Genomic DNA, 17,567 nt, shown 5'->3' with positions numbered 1-17,567 from the left:
AGACGATAATAATCAGAAGAGTTAAGGATACGAGTTTGATGATTTTTCAGTCTGGCGTGGCCAAGACACTTAATTCATTTTCACAGTCAATGTGCAAGCGATAACCTAGGCGGGCAATATGGTCATTTTCTTGCTTTAATTCATCATGAATTAGCGCGTGTTGCATGAGCCAAGCTTTGGGTAAGGACAAGAACAAAGCTTTCTCATTGAGCCTTATGTGGTAGTTTGGTAATTTATCGTCTTTGCGGCGACGGCACAACTTGACCGCTAAGCGAAGAATAATTAATAATTTTGTCGCACTTTCAGCGTCTATCGCTGATTGTTGTTCAATAAGCACTTGGTTGATATCACCTTTATAAAGTGTGACCAAACTCACCAATAATTGCCGATCTGGCTGACTAAAGCCCGCAAGGTCTGCATGAGTAAGAATATAGGCACTGTGCTGTTGATGGTATTTGTATTCAAGCAATAAACCTATTTCATGCAAGTCCCCACTGGCCAATAATAACTCTAATGCATTACCCTCAGGTAAATGCCATGTGCTTTTCAATTGAGTAAACAGCGTGCGAATTTGCCGCTTAACACTATCGGCATGTTGTTGATCAATATGAAAACGTTGGCTTAACGCCTGGATAGTACGCTGGCGAATATTAGTGGTGTGGCTATTGGGTAACATTTCATATAATAAGCCTTCACGTAAGGCACCACTAGAGAGTGTTAATTGTTGAATAGAAAATTGTTGAAATAAGGCAATGAGAATAGCTAAGCCACTGGCAATCACAGGGCTTCTCTCTGTTGATAAACCAGGTAAATTAATATCCTTGATATACTCAAAGGTTTGTAATTGTTTTTGAACCTGATAAAGAAAGTCCAATGAAAGCACACTGGGCTTATGTTGATAAATCAACATTTCAGCTAATGCTTGCATAGTACCTGAACCCCCTAGTACGCATTGCCAACCAATAGCACAAAAACTAGCTTTTACCGTGGCAATAGTCTGTTCAGCTGCGGATATTGCATGAGCGAAGTTTTCAGCTGTAAGCGTACCATCAGGAAAATATTGTTGATTATAAGTGACGCAACCCAAGTTAAGGCTATGGGCTTGTTTGACCCTAAAGCCTCGGCCAACAATAATCTCTGTACTAGCACCGCCAATATCTAAAACTAAGCGTTTATCTGCGCTATAACTGGTATGAGCTACGCCAAGGTATATATGCTTAGCTTCAGCAATGCCACTTAACAAGGTGACTTTATGCCCCAAAACCTTCTCAGCTTTGGCCATAAAATCAGCACGATTATGCGCTAACCTTAAGGTGGCGGTGGCAACAATTCGAATATTTTCTTTGGGGATATCTTGCAGGCGCTCGGCAAAAAAACTTAAACATTCTAAGCCTTTTGCCATGGCTTGCTCAGACAATATGTTTTCTGCACTCAGGCCAGCAGCAAGGCGCACTTTACGCTTTACTTTGTCAACAACCTGCACACTATCGGCAAGTTGTCGAGTGAGCAACATATGGAAGCTATTGGAGCCTAAATCGACCACGGCATACAGAGGTGATAAAGTCTCCATTGAAGTGGTCGTCATTAATTAGCTGTTCCTTTGAGGCCTAGTACCTGGATTGCGGCTTCGATTTTGGCCACCATTGTGAGGCTTATGACGACGCGGGCGCGGTTTAGGTCTTGGTAAGTCGGTCAATAGCGCATCATGATTATATTTACTGACAGGTAATGAATGATCAATGTAGCTTTCAATTGCGGGTAAATTAAAAACATATTGCTCGCATGCTAAACTAATGGCATGGCCAGTAGCACCCGCTCGGCCTGTACGGCCAATACGATGTACATAATCTTCACAGTCATCAGGTAAGTCGTAATTAAATACATGAGTCACGGCTTCAATATGTAAACCACGTGCTGCTACATCGGTAGCGACTAAAACATCAAGTTGCCCCGCGGTAAACTGCTCTAAAATTTTCAGACGTTTCTTTTGAATAACGTCACCGGTAAGCATACCAACGCGAATATTATCCGCTTCAAGGTGGGCATATATTTTTTCACAAACATGTTTAGTATTGGCAAAAATAATCGCTTTGTCTGGCCAATCTTCTTCAATCAATGTTTGTAGTAAAGACATTTTATCTTCGTTAGAAGGATAAAATAGCTCTTCAGAAATACGAACATTGGTTTTCTGGTCAGGTTCTACTTCAACACTGTCAGGATCGTTCATGTGTTCAAAAGCTAATTCTTTAACCCGAAAAGATAAGGTAGCAGAAAATAGCATGCTTAAACGCTCAGTCGCTGTTGGCATTTTTCCAAACATATAACGAATGTCTTTAATAAAGCCTAAATCGAACATACGATCCGCTTCATCAAGTACCACAACTTCGATATTACTAAGGTTATAAATACCTTGTTTTAAGTAATCAAGTAAGCGGCCACAAGTGCCGATTAAAATATCTACACCTTGTTCAAGTTCTTGGCGTTGACTTTCGTAACCTTCACCACCATATACAATACCAAGGCGTAACCCGGTACTTTTTGCCATTTCAATGGCATCGCGATGAATTTGAATTGCAAGCTCACGTGTTGGCGCCATAATTAAGGCACGCGGTTGATTGTGGCTAACATCTTTTTTCTGTAATAAATGATGAAATGTTGCCGCTAAAAAGGCAATAGTTTTACCTTCACCAGTTTGCGCTTGACCGGCAATATCTTTGCCCGTCATGAGTATAGGAAGAGACTTTGCTTGAATTGCAGTACAATATTCAAAGCCCATTGATTCGAGGCCGTTTACCACGGTAGGCTCGAGCTTAAGTTCGGAGAACTTTATTTCTGTTAAGTGTGTTTTTTTCATACCGCTAGCTTAACAGGTTACGCTATTAATAAAAATTAGATTCACATAAAAGCCTTAATAAATTGATAGCATTAGTTGATTTTGAAATAAAATGTCGATAACTGTTATATATCAATGTTGGTAATTAATGGTGATGAAGGTATAATCTTAACCAATTGGCGATAGGCCACCTTTAATGGAGATATAAATGAGCGATAAAATTGTTCAGTTAACAGATGATAGTTTCGATACTGATGTAATCAATGCATCTGGTTTAGTCCTAGTTGATTTTTGGGCTGAATGGTGTGGTCCATGTAAAATGATCGCGCCGTTGTTAAATGACGTTGCTGAAGAATATGCTGGTAAATTAACTATCGGTAAATTAAACATTGATCAAAATTCTAACACTCCACCTAAATATGGCATTCGTGGTATTCCTACGCTGTTACTATTTAAAGATGGCGTTGTCGCTGACACTAAAGTTGGTGCGTTATCAAAAACTCAATTAAAAGAGTTTATTGATAAGAATTTATAAAAAAAGGCCCGAATAATCGGGCCTTTTTGTTTTTTAGCTAAAGATCAACTAAGTGATCCTTTACGGCTTTGCTTTTTAATGCTAAATTTAGATTTCGAACAAAAGAACATCTCAACACCATACTCAAACATCCTAAATCGCCAAACGGCGCAGCATAACAACCTAAATAGTCTAAGAACCCACCACTATGAATCTTAATGAACTTAAAGAAAAGTCGATCAGCGAACTAATTCAGCTCGCAGAATCAATGAAATTGGAGCATTTGGCTCGTAATCGCAAGCAAGACATTATTTTTGCCATTTTAAAAGCCCATGCTAAAAGTGGTGAAGATATTTTTGGTAGTGGTGTTTTAGAAATTCTACAAGATGGCTTTGGCTTTTTGCGCTCAGCAGATTCTTCTTATTTAGCCGGCCCTGATGATATTTATGTATCACCAAGCCAAATACGCCGATTTAGCATGCGTACCGGCGATACTATTAACGGTAAAATTCGCCCACCAAAAGATGGCGAACGTTATTTTGCACTATTAAAAGTTAATGAAGTTAACTTTGATCGACCTGAAAATTCTCGTAATAAAATTCTTTTTGAAAACCTAACACCTATTCACCCAACCAACCGTATGACGATGGAACGCGGTAACGGTTCGACTGAAGATATTACCGCACGTGTGTTAGATTTAGCTTCACCGATTGGTAAAGGACAACGTGGTTTGATCGTTGCGCCACCAAAAGCGGGTAAAACTTTATTACTACAAAATATTGCCCAAAGCATTGCCCATAATCATCCTGATGCTGAATTAATGGTATTACTTATTGATGAGCGCCCGGAAGAAGTAACAGAAATGCAGCGCTTAGTTAAAGGTGAAGTTATTGCTTCTACCTTTGATGAGCCAGCGAGTCGTCATGTTCAAGTAGCAGAAATGGTTATTGAAAAGGCAAAACGTTTAGTTGAACATAAAAAAGATGTAGTTATTTTACTAGATTCAATTACTCGACTAGCACGTGCGTACAATACGGTCATTCCATCATCAGGTAAAATATTAACCGGTGGTGTTGATGCTAATGCCTTACATCGTCCAAAACGCTTTTTCGGTGCAGCGCGTAATATTGAAGAAGGTGGTAGCTTAACCATCATAGCAACAGCCCTTGTTGATACTGGCTCTAAAATGGATGAAGTTATCTACGAAGAGTTTAAAGGCACAGGTAATATGGAACTACACTTATCACGCAAAATTGCGGAAAAACGTGTTTTCCCAGCCATTCATTTCAACCGCAGTGGCACACGTCGCGAAGAGCTATTAACTAAGCCTGATGAATTACAAAAAATGTGGATATTACGTAAAATCGTCCATGAAATGGGTGAAATTGACGCGATGGAATTCATGATTGATAAACTGGCGATGACAAAAACTAATAATGAGTTTTTTGATTCGATGAAACGCCAGTAATACCAAGATAAATATTGCTTAAAAATGCCAGCATTTGCTGGCATTTTTATATCAGCAATAAAATCACCTGCTTATACAATTGAAAAGTAATTGAAAAAATAATGGCTGCAGCTAAGCTGGCCTAAAAATTTGATATCCGTTTTCCTTTCAATCACGCTTGCACGCTATTGCTCAATAATATGCTCCTGCTTTGTTTCTTTTGTGATTCTACCTCCAAGTATGAGGATTTATTCATGTCGAGAAGTGATGTTCTTAGATGGCTGTAAATTAGTCGAGTTGTATGGGAGTCATTACCGAGGTCGCTAGGAACGAACATCTCAGCATCAATCGAGCGGGTATAAAGCAGCTTTAGTATTGCAATAACGATCAGAGTCAAAAAATAATTTACATCATATTACTATCAATTAGGGATTTTATCTTTCAACCGTTATAATACCGACAAATTTTTGGTTCAATTCTAATAGAGTAGTTTAAAAGATTTCATCAATCCATTAGAGAAATTAGCAGAATTAAAATCTCTTAGTCAGACCATTTAAAAACAGTATTTAGTTCGTCTAATTGCTGTAACTCATACACTAATAATACTGTAGCAAAATAACCAGCAGGCAGTAATAAGGTACAAAATAAATGAAAGTGATTACATGTCAGGTAGCGTCGTTAACACCATTAACAGAGCATGTTTATAAGGCGCTTTTAAAGCCAAGTCAGCCTGTTGATTTTTCTGCCGGACAATATTTAAATTTTGTAATGAGTGACGATGATAAACGCCCTTTTTCAATTGCTAGTGCCCCAGGTGCACAATTAATTGAATTACAAATTGGTGCTTTTGGCTCAGACAGTTATCCAATGCAAGTTATTGAGCACATTAAAGCCAACACTGAAGTTACCATCGAAATGCCGTTAGGTAATGCGCAATTACGCGAAGAAAGTACACGCCCATTATTACTTATTGCCGGTGGTACAGGATTCTCATACATAAAATCTATGTTTGAATATTTAGCATTACAGCATTCTGAACGTGAAGTTATCGTTTACTGGGGCTTACGTGACCCAAGTGCGTGTTATGAGCTAGAGCAAACAGCGGCCATCATTAATAAGTTACCCAATGGTAAATTTACCCCTGTAATTGAAGCGCCTAATGATGATTGGCAAGGTCGTACAGGCATGGTACATAAAGTGGTGATGGCAGAAGTTAACAACTTAGTCGATTATGACATTTACTTAGCTGGCCGTTTTGAAATGGTCGCTGCCGTGCGTGAAGACTTTGTTAAACAAGGTGCATTAATTGAACATATGTATGCTGATGCCTTTGCTTTTATTTAATAACAATTTCATTAAATAAAAGTTGCCTTGTGAGTGTACAATCGGGATAACCCGCCTACCTTGTTGAATATAGTCTTTGTATTTATCAGCGTGGGCTTTTGCCGCGGGTGTGTTAATAGGCAATATGTCGTCTAGATCTGCCGCGCTATCAGCATACTTTTGTGCGAACCAGGCCGGCATAATATCAAGACCTGAAAGGTATCGTAAAAACTGACTTACGTCGCCGGCAAGATCTTGTTTCGTTGACTCCCATAAGTCACCCGAAAAACCATCGGTGGGGTTATAAGACAAGTCAAAAATGTATTCGCTATTTACTTCTTCATCGGTGAGGATATCTGATAATCTTATTTTGGTTTCAAGCATAGCAAGCGCGAACTTTGCATCAGGTTTACTCGTATTAATGCCATTACCAAATACAATAACAGTGCCACCAACACGACAAGTGTTAGTTTCTTGCGCTTGAGCAGTTGCGGACAATAACACTAGCCCACTTGTCATAAGTGTTAGTAATCATATAACCTTTTTCATCATGATCATCCTTGATTAACATTGAACGTACAAGATTCTTTTAGCGATTCTTGTGTCATTGCTGCTGATGAAAATGTTTCTCCACCTAAAAATTCTTGATGATTTAAGTAGGCGTTTAATCTGTCTTCTGTATTAACCACTTGAGACAGTAATGCATTGTGAATGTCTTGAGCATCTTCTATGGTTTCGAGACTGATTTGGTTCTCACCCACACGCATGCTAGTGGCATAAATCAGGCATTCTGTAGCTCTATCGAGTAACTCAGCAGTTTGTATTGCTTGGTTTTTGGTTGTAGAAGTCAGGCTATTTTGCAAAATTATTGCGACATCAATTAACGCGTTTTGTGTTATTTCTGCATTTAAGTAGTTGAGAAAAATAAAACGTTGGATATCATCTCTTATACCGTCATTATCAGAATCTATGCCGGCAATCGATATTTTTCCTGCAGCGCCTGGATCTGGTGGTAGATTAAGATTAGTGATCTCTCCTGTAAAACTCCATGACAAATCGTCTGGATTAAAAGGGCTTCTTCTATCATGCTGGAATTTCGCTGTATCTAATGGTGTGAGTGTTTCATTGGCACCTATGTCACCGATAATAAGTTGAGCGTCTGATATTGTGGTTGCTGCTGCCGCGCTAGAATAAATGCCTTCTACGTCAGTAAGTGCCTGACCATTATTTTTAATTATCACTTTATATTCCAACTCAAATATTGTTCTAGTTACCCTTGTTTTCGCTACCCGTTCTACTTTTACCACTTCAATGGTGTCAATTGGCATGGAAATCGCTAACATACTTACCATTATTGCGGCAAAAAACACCGTCAATCTGATGTTTTTAAACATGTTGCTTCCCCTTTATTTGAGTGATTTTAGATCTTGTTATTAGCAACAAGCTAAAAAGAAACAGCACAATTGTTGATGGCTCTGGTACAGCAGTTATACCAAGTGTGATATTTCCAGAATGGAGTACTTCAAAAGTCGCCACATCAATAATTTCAAACTTAATAGCGTCTGCTCTTGTGGTACTTCCTAGCCATTCAAACATGACACTTAACCCAGATAAGGTGTCTTAAGGCATAAGTAAATCACTTAGGGCGAGCAATCAACGAGTCCATCGTAGGAACAAACAGATCTGGTTGAAATACAATAGAGTCCCAGCCAGTTGGAACTGAAACAACGCTGATATTAACTATAGGCTTCTTTCGCATTAGCTAAGTATGTATTTGCCAAAAATACAAAGTCGTCAATTGAGCCATTTAAATTGCTTGCGGCAATAAATAGGTGCGCGCCAAGTGCATGATGCAATATCTCACTATGATGCAAAAAAGCGGCTAATGGCCCTTTAATTATGCTACCATCTTTTAAAATGTAAGGTTCAAAATTTAAAATACCTTGCTCAAAAGTTAGTAATTGATGCTTAATACAATAGTGAATTAGGGGCTTTTGTTCGTGGATCATCCGGTTGGCTAAACGCAGAGAAATATTGTCTGCTAGGCTATCTATCGAACTTAGTTTTATGCCAACGTAATTTAATTCTTCACGGCTGAGGCCGACCGTATTGGTCACGCAATGTATGTTGCGGATCTGTTGCCAATTAAGTTGCCAACGACCATGACGATGATGAAAAGTTAAGGTTTCAGCTGTCAGGATCAAGCTGTGTGCTGGTTCAGCTAACTTTAGTAAACCGATAAATATCGTCACTAAGCAAGCGAGGACCATAAACATCAAAGGAAAGCGGGCTTGCTGCCAATAATAGCTGCATAGCCAAGCCATAATAAGTAAAGCTATAAACCCAGTTAAGGTGATAAATAAACCATGATGACGGGCGACGGCTTTAATTTTTATTACATTATTATTTTTCATAAATTTTTATGATGGTAATTAATTAATCTTGTTTAAAATTTGTGCATAATTTTTTGATTCGTATATACTCTGCGCGTTTTGGCTGCGAAGCAATAATTTTGTAGTAATTTAACTTAATAAACCAAGTAAAAGGTAAACGAATATGACAAAGACTAAAGTAAAAAAACACCAAGAAAATCAAGGTGGTTGTGAATTAGGCCGTGGGGTTATTAAAGATAATTTTTTAGCCGCTGTTGTTACGTCAAGATTGTATAAACAGCAAATAGTTACCGCTAAAAAAGGTAAGGGTGCTTATCAAAGAACACAAAAACATAAAGGACAAGAGTCCTATTTAATAGCGGTTTAAGCCCTTAGGTTGTAACCATTATTAAATAGGGCTTTTAAGCTTTATACATTTACCTACTGCTGATCAGTGTGTGTTAGGCGCGAGTGATTATGCGTGAATTTTTCTCAGGACTTGATTCGCCTTTTCAAGTTGGCCTTGGTGTTCAAGAACTTGTGAGAAAGCCAGTAAATCGACTTTATCATAATGCTTCTCTTCCAAGTTAACTAAGCTATTAAATGCCTTTTCTGCTAACAGCCATTGCTGTGAAACCTTGGCAAAGTGGGCAACCAATGACAACCAAAGAGCATTTTGTGGCGCACTGTGTAAGTGTTTCTGTGCCGCCGCCATTAACTCATCAGCTTGGGTAATAGGTAATGTTCTGACCGCTTTTAACAGGTTAATTGCCGCCCCTTTCTTTATTATTGGTAATAATAATTTGGCTAAAGGTGCATTAACTTGGTTTTCTGCTAAGACCTGACAATAAGCAAGCACGACTGTTTCTGATTGCTTCACTTTCTTCGGCAGTTGCTGATAATAATCCATCAAAGCATTATTATCATGTTGTTTAATTTGGCTATTAAAAGCGCCGTAAAAAGCTTGCTGTTGCCATTGCGTGATAGTTTTTGTACTAATCGACTTTTGTTTTTCCGCTGTGTTTAACTGCTTAATAACATAGTCAAAACGCTGTTCAATTAAGCTTAACTCTATTTCTAACGATAACAGCCTTGCGTCATGCCCGATATGCTTATGGTATTGATCGATCACAGTACGTGCTTGTGGATAATTATGCTGACCGATCAGTAATTTAATTTTAATTAATACCACTTCTAACCCTGGGTCTTTTAAGCTGCTAGTGGTTTGTTCTAGCAAGGATAAATAGTGGTCGGTGTTTGGTTTTAACGCTTGTTTTTGCGCAGCATCTGCGGCAACAAGGTAAGCGATTTGCTCAAAAGATGATGCCTTAGCTGATGATTTAGCTAATAAGTGCTCTGCTTGTTTATAGTCACCTAACACATAGGCTGCAATGCCTTGGTTAAAATCTTTAAGCGCACGTCGACGACTAGCAAAAGCAATTTTATTCCAAGCGGCGAAGCTAAAATTTAGCCCGCCACGGAAGAATTTAAGGCTAAGCAGTAAGGTAATAAAAATCAGCGTTAGCATGATAACGCCAGCAACCACAGTCGATTCTATTACAGTTCCACCAAAGGATATTTGCATATAACCAGGGTCACTAATAAGTGTTGGAGCAACCGCGACTAATGCGATGATGAAAACGATCAGTATAATTATTTTTAGCATTACGCGCCCTCTTGCTGATCAACAGCAACCGGCTCAGTGACGGTTTCTATTGATACTTCAGCCGCACTAGGCTTTGCTTTCGAAGGTATCACAAGCTGCTTTTTAGTAGATAATAACTGTCTAACGGCTGCTAGAGAATCTAATCTATTCGGGTATTCAGCGCTAATAACTTCGTTTTGCAACTTTAGAATAGTATTTGAGAAATTCTGGTTACCAATATCGCTCATATCAAAATAATCTTTGAGCCAATGATTAATTTCAATTAGCGCTTGTTGATAAATTTCTTGATTCATTTTACTGGCCGCCCATATGGCAGTTTGTAACTTCAAGTTTAAATTTTCACGTAAGTTTTGTGTAAACTCGGGAGACATTAATGGCTTAGAATCTGCTGATTTTTTACTAATAGTAAGAAATTTAGCCGTGATACTGTGCCATGTTTTAGCCAGATTTTCCCGCCAATCACTCGCATTTTCGCTTAATTCATCATCGATTTCTGGGTCATTATTTGCTGAAGTATGAGTCTTTATTAACGCTAATTGCTGAGTTTGTTGAGCCAGTGTCATCAGTTTTAAAATAGCGTTATCTGTGGTTAGTGTCGGTAGTAATGCTAGTTTGGCGATATCCTGCTGAATAATTTGACGCAAGGCGAAAAACTGGGGGTCATTTAATTGTTTAATACGTAAGTCGGCGTCATTAAGTAAACTAATAGCGGCACTGGTTTCTTTTTCTAACCACAAGCTTCTTGACGCTACTCGAATAAGGTATTCCGCTTCTTGTAACAACCAATCACTAGGTTGATTGTTACCTAAACTTGCCACTTGCTGCTGTAATTGTGCCAGCGTTTCACTGTGATTTTTTGTCAGATTATCACCTTGTTCAAGGTTTTTACGCAGCGCGTTTAGCTCAGCAGTACTTGCTTGTTTACTTTGTGAGAATTGCTGAGCAATACGCTGTTTGTTTTCTAACAGTTGTTGGGTAATTTGCTGCTGATTTTCGACTAATTGGCGTTTTACAAGCTCATTAAGTTGCAAGCTATATTGAGCTTTTTGTTGTTCACTCCAATAATAGTGACCCGCACTGGCGGCAATAGCCAATAATGCAATAATTAATGCTACCACTGCCGTTTTTGAAGTTTTCTGCGTACTTTGCTTAGCATGGCTTGCTGTGCTTTTTTCTGCCAGCGTTGCCGTACCGGCAGTTGTCGACTTACTTGATGTGCTAGATGCGGTATTTTTCACAGATGCAGTGCTCTTATCATGGTTTTTATTTGATGATGGCTGAGTCTCCCTGCTGCTTTGTGCAGCAGTGGCCTTTGTTTTAGCTTCAGTTATATCATCAGCTTTATCTGGAGATTTTTCTGGATTATCAGCCGTTGCCGGTTTATTCGAAGACGCAGATAAGTCGGCTTGATGTTCAACCTGGTTGTCAACCGCTGAAGTATTATTATCGGCTTTGGTTTGCTCGGGTGGTTTTTTATCGCTCATGAACTGATCCCATCTTACATGTTGGCGCTACGCACATTAAATATATTAGGCTAATATGCTGTTTATACTACTTGATATAACTTAATTTCTGCTCATAGGCTAGCGCATTAATAATAGCAGTGGTATTGGCACCATTGGCATTTATTATTCGGCTAATACCCATTGCTTTGGCTTTGAGCGCAATTCTATTACTTGCCACAATCCACAAACATTGCTCTTGCCAGTAATTGTCTGAGTTATCAATTAAGTTTACTATGAATTCTAGCAAAGCGTTACTAGTGATTAAGATACAATTTATCTGCTGTTGATGCCATGTTTTGATAACTTCTGGCGAGCAATTTCGCCAAACACGCCGATAACTTTCAAAATAATGTACCGAGGCGCCACGCTGTCGCAAATCTTCTGCAATAAGTTCTCGGCCACCATCGCCACGGACAATGAGTACGTCTTTTGCCTGTACGTTTTGTAATGGCTGCAACACCAACAGCCCCTCGCTATCATGTTTTGCAGGGACTAAGGCGCTGATGCCTAAGGTTTTTAATGCTTGCTCAGTAGCGGCCCCAACCGCAATAACCTCTTTGGTCGACCATAAGGATATTGGCATCAGTTTATTAGCAAACTCTACTGCTGCGACGCTAATAAATATGACCAGTGGACGCGTCAATTGACTTTGTAATACTTGTAATTGCTCAAGGCTGGCACCGTCTTGATAATCAAAGCACGGCTGACAATAGCTTTGATAACCCTGTTGTTGCAGGCAATCTTGTAGATCGCGCCCAGCTTTTTCAGGGCGCGTGATTAATATTTTAAGCTTATGCTTGGTCATACACCTGACGAAGAATTTTGCCAGCACCTTTAGCCAATAATTGCTCAGCTAGCTGGTTACCTAATTGCGCAGCTTGGTTAATGTGGCCACGAATTTCACTGGTTAATATTTCACTGCCATCAACCGAGCCAACTAAACCGCGTAAATATATCTCTTGATTATTAAGTACGGCATAACTGCCAATGGGTACCTGACAACCGCCTTCAAGCGCGCGATTCATCGCACGTTCTGCCAATACGCGAAGACGAGTTTCTTCACAGCTTAGTGGCGCTAACAGTGCTTTAATGGTGACATCGTCAATGCGACATTCGATACCCACTGCACCTTGGCCATTCGCCGGTAACATTACCTCTGGCGCAATATATTCTCGAATACGTTCTGGCATTTCCAAACGAATAAGCCCAGCTGCAGCTAAAATAATGGCGTCATATTCACCATTGTCGAGCTTTTTAAGCCGAGTATTGACGTTACCACGTAGGTCGCGAATAGTTAAGTCGGGCCGCAGGGCTTTAATTTGACATTGACGACGTAAACTTGAGGTACCAACAATCGCACCTTGGGGTAAATCAGCCAAGCTATCAATAGTGTTAGAAACAAAAGCGTCTCGCGGGTCTTCGCGCGGACAAATAATATCTAACCCTAAGCCTTCTGGAAACTCAACCGGTACATCTTTCATTGAATGCACGGCAATATCAGCACGATCTTCTAATATGGCCACTTCAAGTTCTTTAACAAATAAGCCTTTTCCGCCAACCTTGGCGAGTGGCGTATCAAGAATAATGTCACCTTTGGTGGTCATGGGCACTAATTCAACCTGGATACCCGGATGAAAATGCTCAAGTTTTGCCTTAACATATTCTGCTTGCCATAACGCCAGCGCGCTTTTACGCGTTGCAATACGTACGGTTTTTTGGGTCATTTCAGTTACCTTATTCAATATTTATTGTTCAGCAATGACAATAGTTTCTTCTGCTTGTTTGCTGACTGCAGTAGACAGAAACTGCCATAGCTCTCCGCCGCCACGCTTATCAAACCACTGATCATTTTCAAAGTGAAAATGGTGGCCATTAAATTTCGTTGCTACCCAAATTTCATGTAAGGGTGCTTGTTTGTTGATGATGATTTTACTGGCATTTTTAAAGGTGAGGGTTAACATCCCGCCAACACCTTCATAATCGATATCACAACCACAATTTTCGATGGCTTCTTCTATCGCTAGTAAGATGTTCTCAGCGGCTAAGTTGTACTGACTATCATTCATTAACTGTTCCTTTTTACCTGCGCCTTAAGATTGTTTAATCTTTGCTTGGTATTTGTTGGTCATGGCATTATAAAACGTCTATCATGGGAAAAAAATCGAATAAATCAATTATGCGTAAAGAAATTACAATTACTTTCTTTTGTTTGCTTAGTTTAGTCACCATAACAGGCTGCGGCATTAAAGGCCCTTTATATCAAACTCCTGAGCAACAGCAAGAGAACTTACCAAAAACAAGCCCAGAAACTGATAAAAGCAGTGATAAAAGCAATTTAGAACCATAGGAATAACGGCATTGGACTTTTTTAATCGTAAAGAACATTCATTATACGCTGAGCACTGTTCGGTTGCTGAGTTAGCAAAGCAATACGGAACACCACTTTATATCTATTCTCGAGCGACTATTGAGCGCCATTGGCATGCTTTTGACCAAGCGGCTGGAGAGCGCCCACATCTGGTTTGTTATGCCGTTAAAGCTAATAGTAATCTTGCGGTGCTAAATGTCATGGCGCGGTTAGGATCAGGCTTTGATATCGTCTCAAAAGGCGAATTGATGCGGGTGATTGAAGCAGGTGGCGATGCAAAAAAGGTTGTATTTTCAGGTGTTGGTAAAACCTCAGAAGAAATAACTTACGCGCTAAATTTAGGTATTTACTGTTTTAATGTTGAATCAGCGGCAGAATTAGACCGTATCCAAGCTGTTGCGCTAGGGTTAAACAAAATGGCGCCCATTTCATTACGGGTTAATCCTGATGTTGATGCTGGCACACACCCTTATATTTCAACGGGTTTAAAAGAGAATAAGTTTGGTATTAGTATTGAGCAAGCGCCTAAGTTGTATCAATACGCCGCCACCTTGTCTCATATTAATATTCAAGGGGTTGATTGCCATATTGGTTCACAGCTGACCGAAATTGCCCCATTTTTAGACGCACTCGATCGAGTATTAAAGTTAGTTGACACCTTAGCCGAACAAGGTATTACATTATCGCATATCGATGTCGGTGGTGGTTTAGGTGTTTGTTACGACGACGAGCAGCCGCCTCACCCTAAAGAATATGCCCAAGCGATTGCACAAAAGTTAACGGGTCGTGATCTCACCCTTATTTATGAACCGGGCCGAGCCATCATGGCCAATGCCGGTATTTTAGTGACCGAAGTAGAATATATCAAAGTCAGTGAAGAGCGTAATTTTGCGATTGTTGATGCCGCAATGAATGATTTGATCAGACCGGCATTATATCAAGCATGGCAGGCGATTATTCCGGTTGAACAACGTGATGATGTGACCAGTGCGCAATACGATGTGGTTGGCCCAATATGTGAAACCGGTGATTTTCTGGGTAAGGATCGAGCGCTGGCAATAAGTGCTGGCGACTTACTCGCCATACGCAGTGCCGGTGCCTATGGTTTTACCATGAGTTCAAATTACAACAGTCGGCCACGTGCTGCTGAAGTGATGGTGGACGACAGCGCAAGTTATTTAGTCAGAAAACGCGAAACCTTAAGCCAATTGTGGCTAGGTGAAAGCTTACTACCTTTATAGTGTGAGATTGGATGTAAATGTTAATCAATTTTTCTAAAATGCACGGTTTAGGTAACGATTTTATCGTCATCGATAATGTCACCCAAAATGTTTTTTTATCGAATGAGCAGATTAAACAGCTGGCCGATCGAAATTTTGGTATTGGTTTTGATCAAGTGCTCATTGTTGAACCTCCTTATGATCCAGATTTAGATTTTCATTATCGAATTTTTAATGCTGATGGCAGTGAAGTTGGGCAATGTGGCAATGGCGCACGTTGTTTTGCGAAATTTGTCCGCTTAAAAGGTTTAACGAATAAACATAAAATAAAAGTGTCAACGCAATCAGGCAAAATGACCTTGTTTATTGAGCGTGACGGCAATGTGTCGGTCAATATGCCGGTACCACAATTTGAACCAGCAAAAATTCCCTTTACAGCACAAAAAGCAGAAGGCACTTATATTCTGCGTAGCGATGACGAAACCGTGCTTTGTGGTGTTGTGTCAATGGGCAACCCGCACTGCGTTTTAACGGTAGATAATGTCAAAGAAGCACCCGTAGAGCAATTGGGTAAAGCTTTGTCATTGCATGAACGTTTTCCTCAACAAGCAAATATTAGCTTTATGGAAGTGGTGTCAGCTGAATATATTAAACTGCGGGTTTATGAACGTGGTGCTGCTGAAACACTCGCTTGTGGTAGTGGCGCATGTGCTGCTGTTGTTGTTGGCCAGATGCAAAAGAAACTTAATCGACAAGTCTTGGTTGATTTACCTGGGGGGCAATTGAAGATTTTTTGGAAAGGCCCAGGTAATTCGGTCAAAATGACAGGTCCCGCTGTGCATGTCTTCGATGGGCAAATAAATCTATGAATAAAGATAAAAATAAAGTGATGCAAGCAAGTGAACAGACCCTAAAATCAGCTGATGAAATACAGTTAACCGATGAATTAATTGTCAGCTATCTGCAACAGCATCCTGAATTTTTTAATCGTCAAGCCGAGTTTGTTACCGGCTTAAGGTTGCCAGATCATCAACGTGGCGCTATTTCTTTAGTTGAGCGTCAATTGTTACAACAACGCGAAAAAATTCATAATTTGGAAGAAGAAATCACCCAACTCATGGTGATCGCAAGCCAAAATGAACAATTATTTGCCTTATACAGTGATCTTTATTTACGTTTACTCGATTGCACAACCGCAGCAGAATTACTGGATTGTTTGCATCAGGCGACCACTGAGTTGTTATCGTTTGACGCCTTTAAAGTATGGTTAATAAAACCGGTCAAGGTCAATCACAGTGCTTTAATTACTGATGATTGCGCAGAAATAATGGCCAGCCGATTAAGTAAAGATCAATACTATTTTGGCCGCTTACAACAAAGTGAACAAGCATTAATTTTTGCTCAAGCAAGCACTGGATCAGTGGTTTTAGTACGACTGACGCACAACCAAGAAGATATCGGTTTTTTAGCCATTAGTAGCCGAGATGCTGAGCATTTTGATCCGCGTATGGATACCTTATTGCTAAACCAATTTAAAAAATTGGTGGCAAAACTTTTACATCAACATCTCTATTAGGTAGAAACATTGTGAGATTTTATCGCCGATTACACCCCTTTCATGCGATTAGCTTTGATTTAGACGATACCCTATACAGCAATCAACCGATTATGGTGGCGACCGATAAAAAGATGGTCGCTTATTTACACAAAAGCTTGAGTGACTATGGTATTGATAGCCACTTATATCGTTTTGATTTTAGCTTTTGGTGGCCTTTTCGCCAGCAGGTTATCGCACAATCACCAGAACTACAGCATGACGTTGGCTTATTGCGAGAAAAAACTTATTACCTAGGTGCTCTGTCACTTGGCTTAACCAGTATAGAGGCTAATATTTTTGCCGCTACCGCTTTAGCTTATTTTGTTGAACAACGTAGTAACTTTACTTTACCGCAACAGACCCATGATTTTCTGAACTTTCTTCAGCGCAAGATGCCACTAGTGGCGATTTCTAACGGTAATGTTGATACCCAAAAAATAGGTATCGCCAAGTACTTTACTGAACACTTTCATGCCTCGATTGACAATAAATTAAAACCTGACCGCGATATGTTTGATAAAACCTGTACGGCTTTGCAAATTCGCCCTGACCAACTACTACATGTTGGCGATTGTGGTAAAAATGATGTTTTTGGTGCTATTAATGCTGGCTGTCAAACCGTCTGGTTAAACCCATATAAAGTCGGTAAACCCCTAAAAGTTCTCCCAACCCTTGCGCTTGACCATATTGAGCAGCTCGCCAAAATATTGACATAAATTATT

Annotated in this window: 20 protein-coding genes; 9 read left to right on the top strand and 11 right to left on the bottom strand. The window is 39.8% G+C overall.

What is annotated here, in order from left to right:
- Window positions 1-46: 46 nt before the first annotated feature.
- On the bottom strand, window positions 47-1,585 hold the full coding sequence (locus tag H4J65_RS05650; RefSeq protein ID WP_259367540.1) for a guanosine-5'-triphosphate,3'-diphosphate pyrophosphatase: 1,539 nt from the start codon (window positions 1,583-1,585) through the stop codon (window positions 47-49).
- 3 nt (window positions 1,586-1,588) lie between these two features.
- Entirely contained in the window at window positions 1,589-2,854 is a 1,266-nt protein-coding gene (rhlB, locus tag H4J65_RS05645) for an ATP-dependent RNA helicase RhlB (RefSeq protein WP_182137177.1), read from the bottom strand.
- 187 nt (window positions 2,855-3,041) lie between these two features.
- Here rhlB and trxA point away from each other — a divergent pair, with 187 nt between their 5' ends.
- From trxA to fre, 3 genes are all read left to right on the top strand, one after another.
- Window positions 3,042-3,368, top strand: a complete 327-nt coding sequence (gene trxA, locus H4J65_RS05640; protein WP_126670492.1) for a thioredoxin TrxA — start codon at window positions 3,042-3,044, stop codon at window positions 3,366-3,368.
- Window positions 3,369-3,555: 187 nt separating this feature from the next.
- On the top strand, window positions 3,556-4,815 hold the full coding sequence (gene rho, locus H4J65_RS05635) for a transcription termination factor Rho (RefSeq protein ID WP_182137176.1): 1,260 nt from the start codon (window positions 3,556-3,558) through the stop codon (window positions 4,813-4,815).
- Window positions 4,816-5,442: 627 nt separating this feature from the next.
- Window positions 5,443-6,138, top strand: coding sequence for an NAD(P)H-flavin reductase (gene fre, locus H4J65_RS05630; RefSeq protein ID WP_182196514.1), 696 nt, complete (start codon window positions 5,443-5,445; stop codon window positions 6,136-6,138).
- On the opposite strand, the gene H4J65_RS05625 is transcribed toward fre, so the two are convergent.
- The 4 genes from H4J65_RS05625 to H4J65_RS05610 all read right to left on the bottom strand — a co-directional run bounded on the left by H4J65_RS05625 (window position 6,097) and on the right by H4J65_RS05610 (window position 8,531).
- Window positions 6,097-6,615: a hypothetical protein gene (locus H4J65_RS05625; RefSeq protein ID WP_182196511.1), complete on the bottom strand. Its 519-nt coding sequence runs from the start codon at window positions 6,613-6,615 to the stop codon at window positions 6,097-6,099. The two genes, fre and H4J65_RS05625, sit on opposite strands and share 42 nt — an antisense overlap.
- A 56-nt stretch (window positions 6,616-6,671) precedes the next feature.
- Window positions 6,672-7,511 (bottom strand): hypothetical protein, encoded by an 840-nt coding sequence (locus H4J65_RS05620; RefSeq protein ID WP_182196507.1) that lies wholly within the window; start codon window positions 7,509-7,511, stop codon window positions 6,672-6,674.
- Window positions 7,504-7,713, bottom strand: a complete 210-nt coding sequence (locus tag H4J65_RS05615) for a PEP-CTERM sorting domain-containing protein (protein WP_182196504.1) — start codon at window positions 7,711-7,713, stop codon at window positions 7,504-7,506. Before H4J65_RS05615 ends, H4J65_RS05620 begins: the two co-directional genes overlap by 8 nt.
- 140 nt (window positions 7,714-7,853) lie before the next feature.
- Window positions 7,854-8,531 (bottom strand): DUF2982 domain-containing protein, encoded by a 678-nt coding sequence (locus tag H4J65_RS05610; RefSeq protein ID WP_182196500.1) that lies wholly within the window; start codon window positions 8,529-8,531, stop codon window positions 7,854-7,856.
- 142 nt (window positions 8,532-8,673) lie between these two features.
- Between H4J65_RS05610 and arfA the strand changes: the two genes are divergently transcribed.
- Window positions 8,674-8,877: an alternative ribosome rescue factor ArfA gene (gene arfA / locus H4J65_RS05605; protein WP_182137173.1), complete on the top strand. Its 204-nt coding sequence runs from the start codon at window positions 8,674-8,676 to the stop codon at window positions 8,875-8,877.
- 87 nt (window positions 8,878-8,964) lie between these two features.
- Here the strand turns inward: arfA and H4J65_RS05600 are convergent, their stop codons facing one another.
- From H4J65_RS05600 to cyaY, 5 genes are all read right to left on the bottom strand, one after another.
- Window positions 8,965-10,155, bottom strand: coding sequence for a heme biosynthesis HemY N-terminal domain-containing protein (locus H4J65_RS05600; protein ID WP_182196497.1), 1,191 nt, complete (start codon window positions 10,153-10,155; stop codon window positions 8,965-8,967).
- Window positions 10,155-11,639, bottom strand: a complete 1,485-nt coding sequence (locus H4J65_RS05595) for a uroporphyrinogen-III C-methyltransferase (RefSeq protein WP_182196493.1) — start codon at window positions 11,637-11,639, stop codon at window positions 10,155-10,157. Before H4J65_RS05595 ends, H4J65_RS05600 begins: the two co-directional genes overlap by 1 nt.
- A gap of 67 nt (window positions 11,640-11,706) precedes the next feature.
- Entirely contained in the window at window positions 11,707-12,465 is a 759-nt protein-coding gene (locus H4J65_RS05590) for a uroporphyrinogen-III synthase (protein ID WP_182196489.1), read from the bottom strand.
- The gene (gene hemC / locus H4J65_RS05585; protein ID WP_182137169.1) at window positions 12,452-13,384 is read right to left on the bottom strand and encodes a hydroxymethylbilane synthase; all 933 of its coding nucleotides are present in this window, start codon (window positions 13,382-13,384) and stop codon (window positions 12,452-12,454) included. The genes H4J65_RS05590 and hemC overlap by 14 nt, the downstream gene beginning before the upstream one ends.
- A 21-nt stretch (window positions 13,385-13,405) precedes the next feature.
- Window positions 13,406-13,726 (bottom strand): iron donor protein CyaY, encoded by a 321-nt coding sequence (gene cyaY, locus H4J65_RS05580; RefSeq protein ID WP_182137168.1) that lies wholly within the window; start codon window positions 13,724-13,726, stop codon window positions 13,406-13,408.
- Window positions 13,727-13,836: 110 nt separating this feature from the next.
- Between cyaY and H4J65_RS05575 the strand changes: the two genes are divergently transcribed.
- From H4J65_RS05575 to H4J65_RS05555, 5 genes are read left to right on the top strand one after another with little or no spacing between them, the layout of a single operon-like run.
- A complete protein-coding gene (locus H4J65_RS05575; protein WP_182137167.1) occupies window positions 13,837-14,007 on the top strand; it encodes an LPS translocon maturation chaperone LptM in 171 nt (56 codons plus the stop codon).
- 11 nt (window positions 14,008-14,018) lie between these two features.
- On the top strand, window positions 14,019-15,269 hold the full coding sequence (gene lysA, locus H4J65_RS05570; protein ID WP_182137166.1) for a diaminopimelate decarboxylase: 1,251 nt from the start codon (window positions 14,019-14,021) through the stop codon (window positions 15,267-15,269).
- A gap of 17 nt (window positions 15,270-15,286) precedes the next feature.
- Window positions 15,287-16,117 (top strand): diaminopimelate epimerase, encoded by an 831-nt coding sequence (gene dapF, locus H4J65_RS05565; RefSeq protein WP_182192358.1) that lies wholly within the window; start codon window positions 15,287-15,289, stop codon window positions 16,115-16,117.
- Window positions 16,114-16,824, top strand: coding sequence for a DUF484 family protein (locus H4J65_RS05560; RefSeq protein ID WP_259367539.1), 711 nt, complete (start codon window positions 16,114-16,116; stop codon window positions 16,822-16,824). The genes dapF and H4J65_RS05560 overlap by 4 nt, the downstream gene beginning before the upstream one ends.
- An 11-nt stretch (window positions 16,825-16,835) precedes the next feature.
- Window positions 16,836-17,561 (top strand): HAD-IA family hydrolase, encoded by a 726-nt coding sequence (locus tag H4J65_RS05555; RefSeq protein WP_182196486.1) that lies wholly within the window; start codon window positions 16,836-16,838, stop codon window positions 17,559-17,561.
- Window positions 17,562-17,567: the final 6 nt, after the last annotated feature.

This window comes from Colwellia sp. MB02u-9 (genome assembly GCF_014077085.1).
Classification (GTDB): Bacteria; Pseudomonadota; Gammaproteobacteria; order Enterobacterales; family Alteromonadaceae; genus Cognaticolwellia.
Note: the sequence above shows the minus strand (reverse complement) of the source record. Positions and strands in the feature narration are given on the sequence as shown.

Bases quoted from the DNA above. Each gene is read 5' to 3' on its own strand.
- H4J65_RS05650 (WP_259367540.1), bottom strand. From the start codon at position 1,585: ATGACGACCACTTCAATGGAGACTTTATCACCTCTGTATGCCGTGGTC.
- rhlB (WP_182137177.1), bottom strand. From the start codon at position 2,854: ATGAAAAAAACACACTTAACAGAAATAAAGTTCTCCGAACTTAAGCTC.
- trxA (WP_126670492.1), top strand. From the start codon at position 3,042: ATGAGCGATAAAATTGTTCAGTTAACAGATGATAGTTTCGATACTGAT.
- rho (WP_182137176.1), top strand. From the start codon at position 3,556: ATGAATCTTAATGAACTTAAAGAAAAGTCGATCAGCGAACTAATTCAG.
- fre (WP_182196514.1), top strand. From the start codon at position 5,443: ATGAAAGTGATTACATGTCAGGTAGCGTCGTTAACACCATTAACAGAG.
- H4J65_RS05620 (WP_182196507.1), bottom strand. From the start codon at position 7,511: ATGTTTAAAAACATCAGATTGACGGTGTTTTTTGCCGCAATAATGGTA.
- H4J65_RS05615 (WP_182196504.1), bottom strand. From the start codon at position 7,713: ATGTTTGAATGGCTAGGAAGTACCACAAGAGCAGACGCTATTAAGTTT.
- H4J65_RS05610 (WP_182196500.1), bottom strand. From the start codon at position 8,531: ATGAAAAATAATAATGTAATAAAAATTAAAGCCGTCGCCCGTCATCAT.
- arfA (WP_182137173.1), top strand. From the start codon at position 8,674: ATGACAAAGACTAAAGTAAAAAAACACCAAGAAAATCAAGGTGGTTGT.
- H4J65_RS05600 (WP_182196497.1), bottom strand. From the start codon at position 10,155: ATGCTAAAAATAATTATACTGATCGTTTTCATCATCGCATTAGTCGCG.
- H4J65_RS05595 (WP_182196493.1), bottom strand. From the start codon at position 11,639: ATGAGCGATAAAAAACCACCCGAGCAAACCAAAGCCGATAATAATACT.
- H4J65_RS05590 (WP_182196489.1), bottom strand. From the start codon at position 12,465: ATGACCAAGCATAAGCTTAAAATATTAATCACGCGCCCTGAAAAAGCT.
- hemC (WP_182137169.1), bottom strand. From the start codon at position 13,384: ATGACCCAAAAAACCGTACGTATTGCAACGCGTAAAAGCGCGCTGGCG.
- cyaY (WP_182137168.1), bottom strand. From the start codon at position 13,726: ATGAATGATAGTCAGTACAACTTAGCCGCTGAGAACATCTTACTAGCG.
- H4J65_RS05575 (WP_182137167.1), top strand. From the start codon at position 13,837: ATGCGTAAAGAAATTACAATTACTTTCTTTTGTTTGCTTAGTTTAGTC.
- dapF (WP_182192358.1), top strand. From the start codon at position 15,287: ATGTTAATCAATTTTTCTAAAATGCACGGTTTAGGTAACGATTTTATC.
- H4J65_RS05560 (WP_259367539.1), top strand. From the start codon at position 16,114: ATGAATAAAGATAAAAATAAAGTGATGCAAGCAAGTGAACAGACCCTA.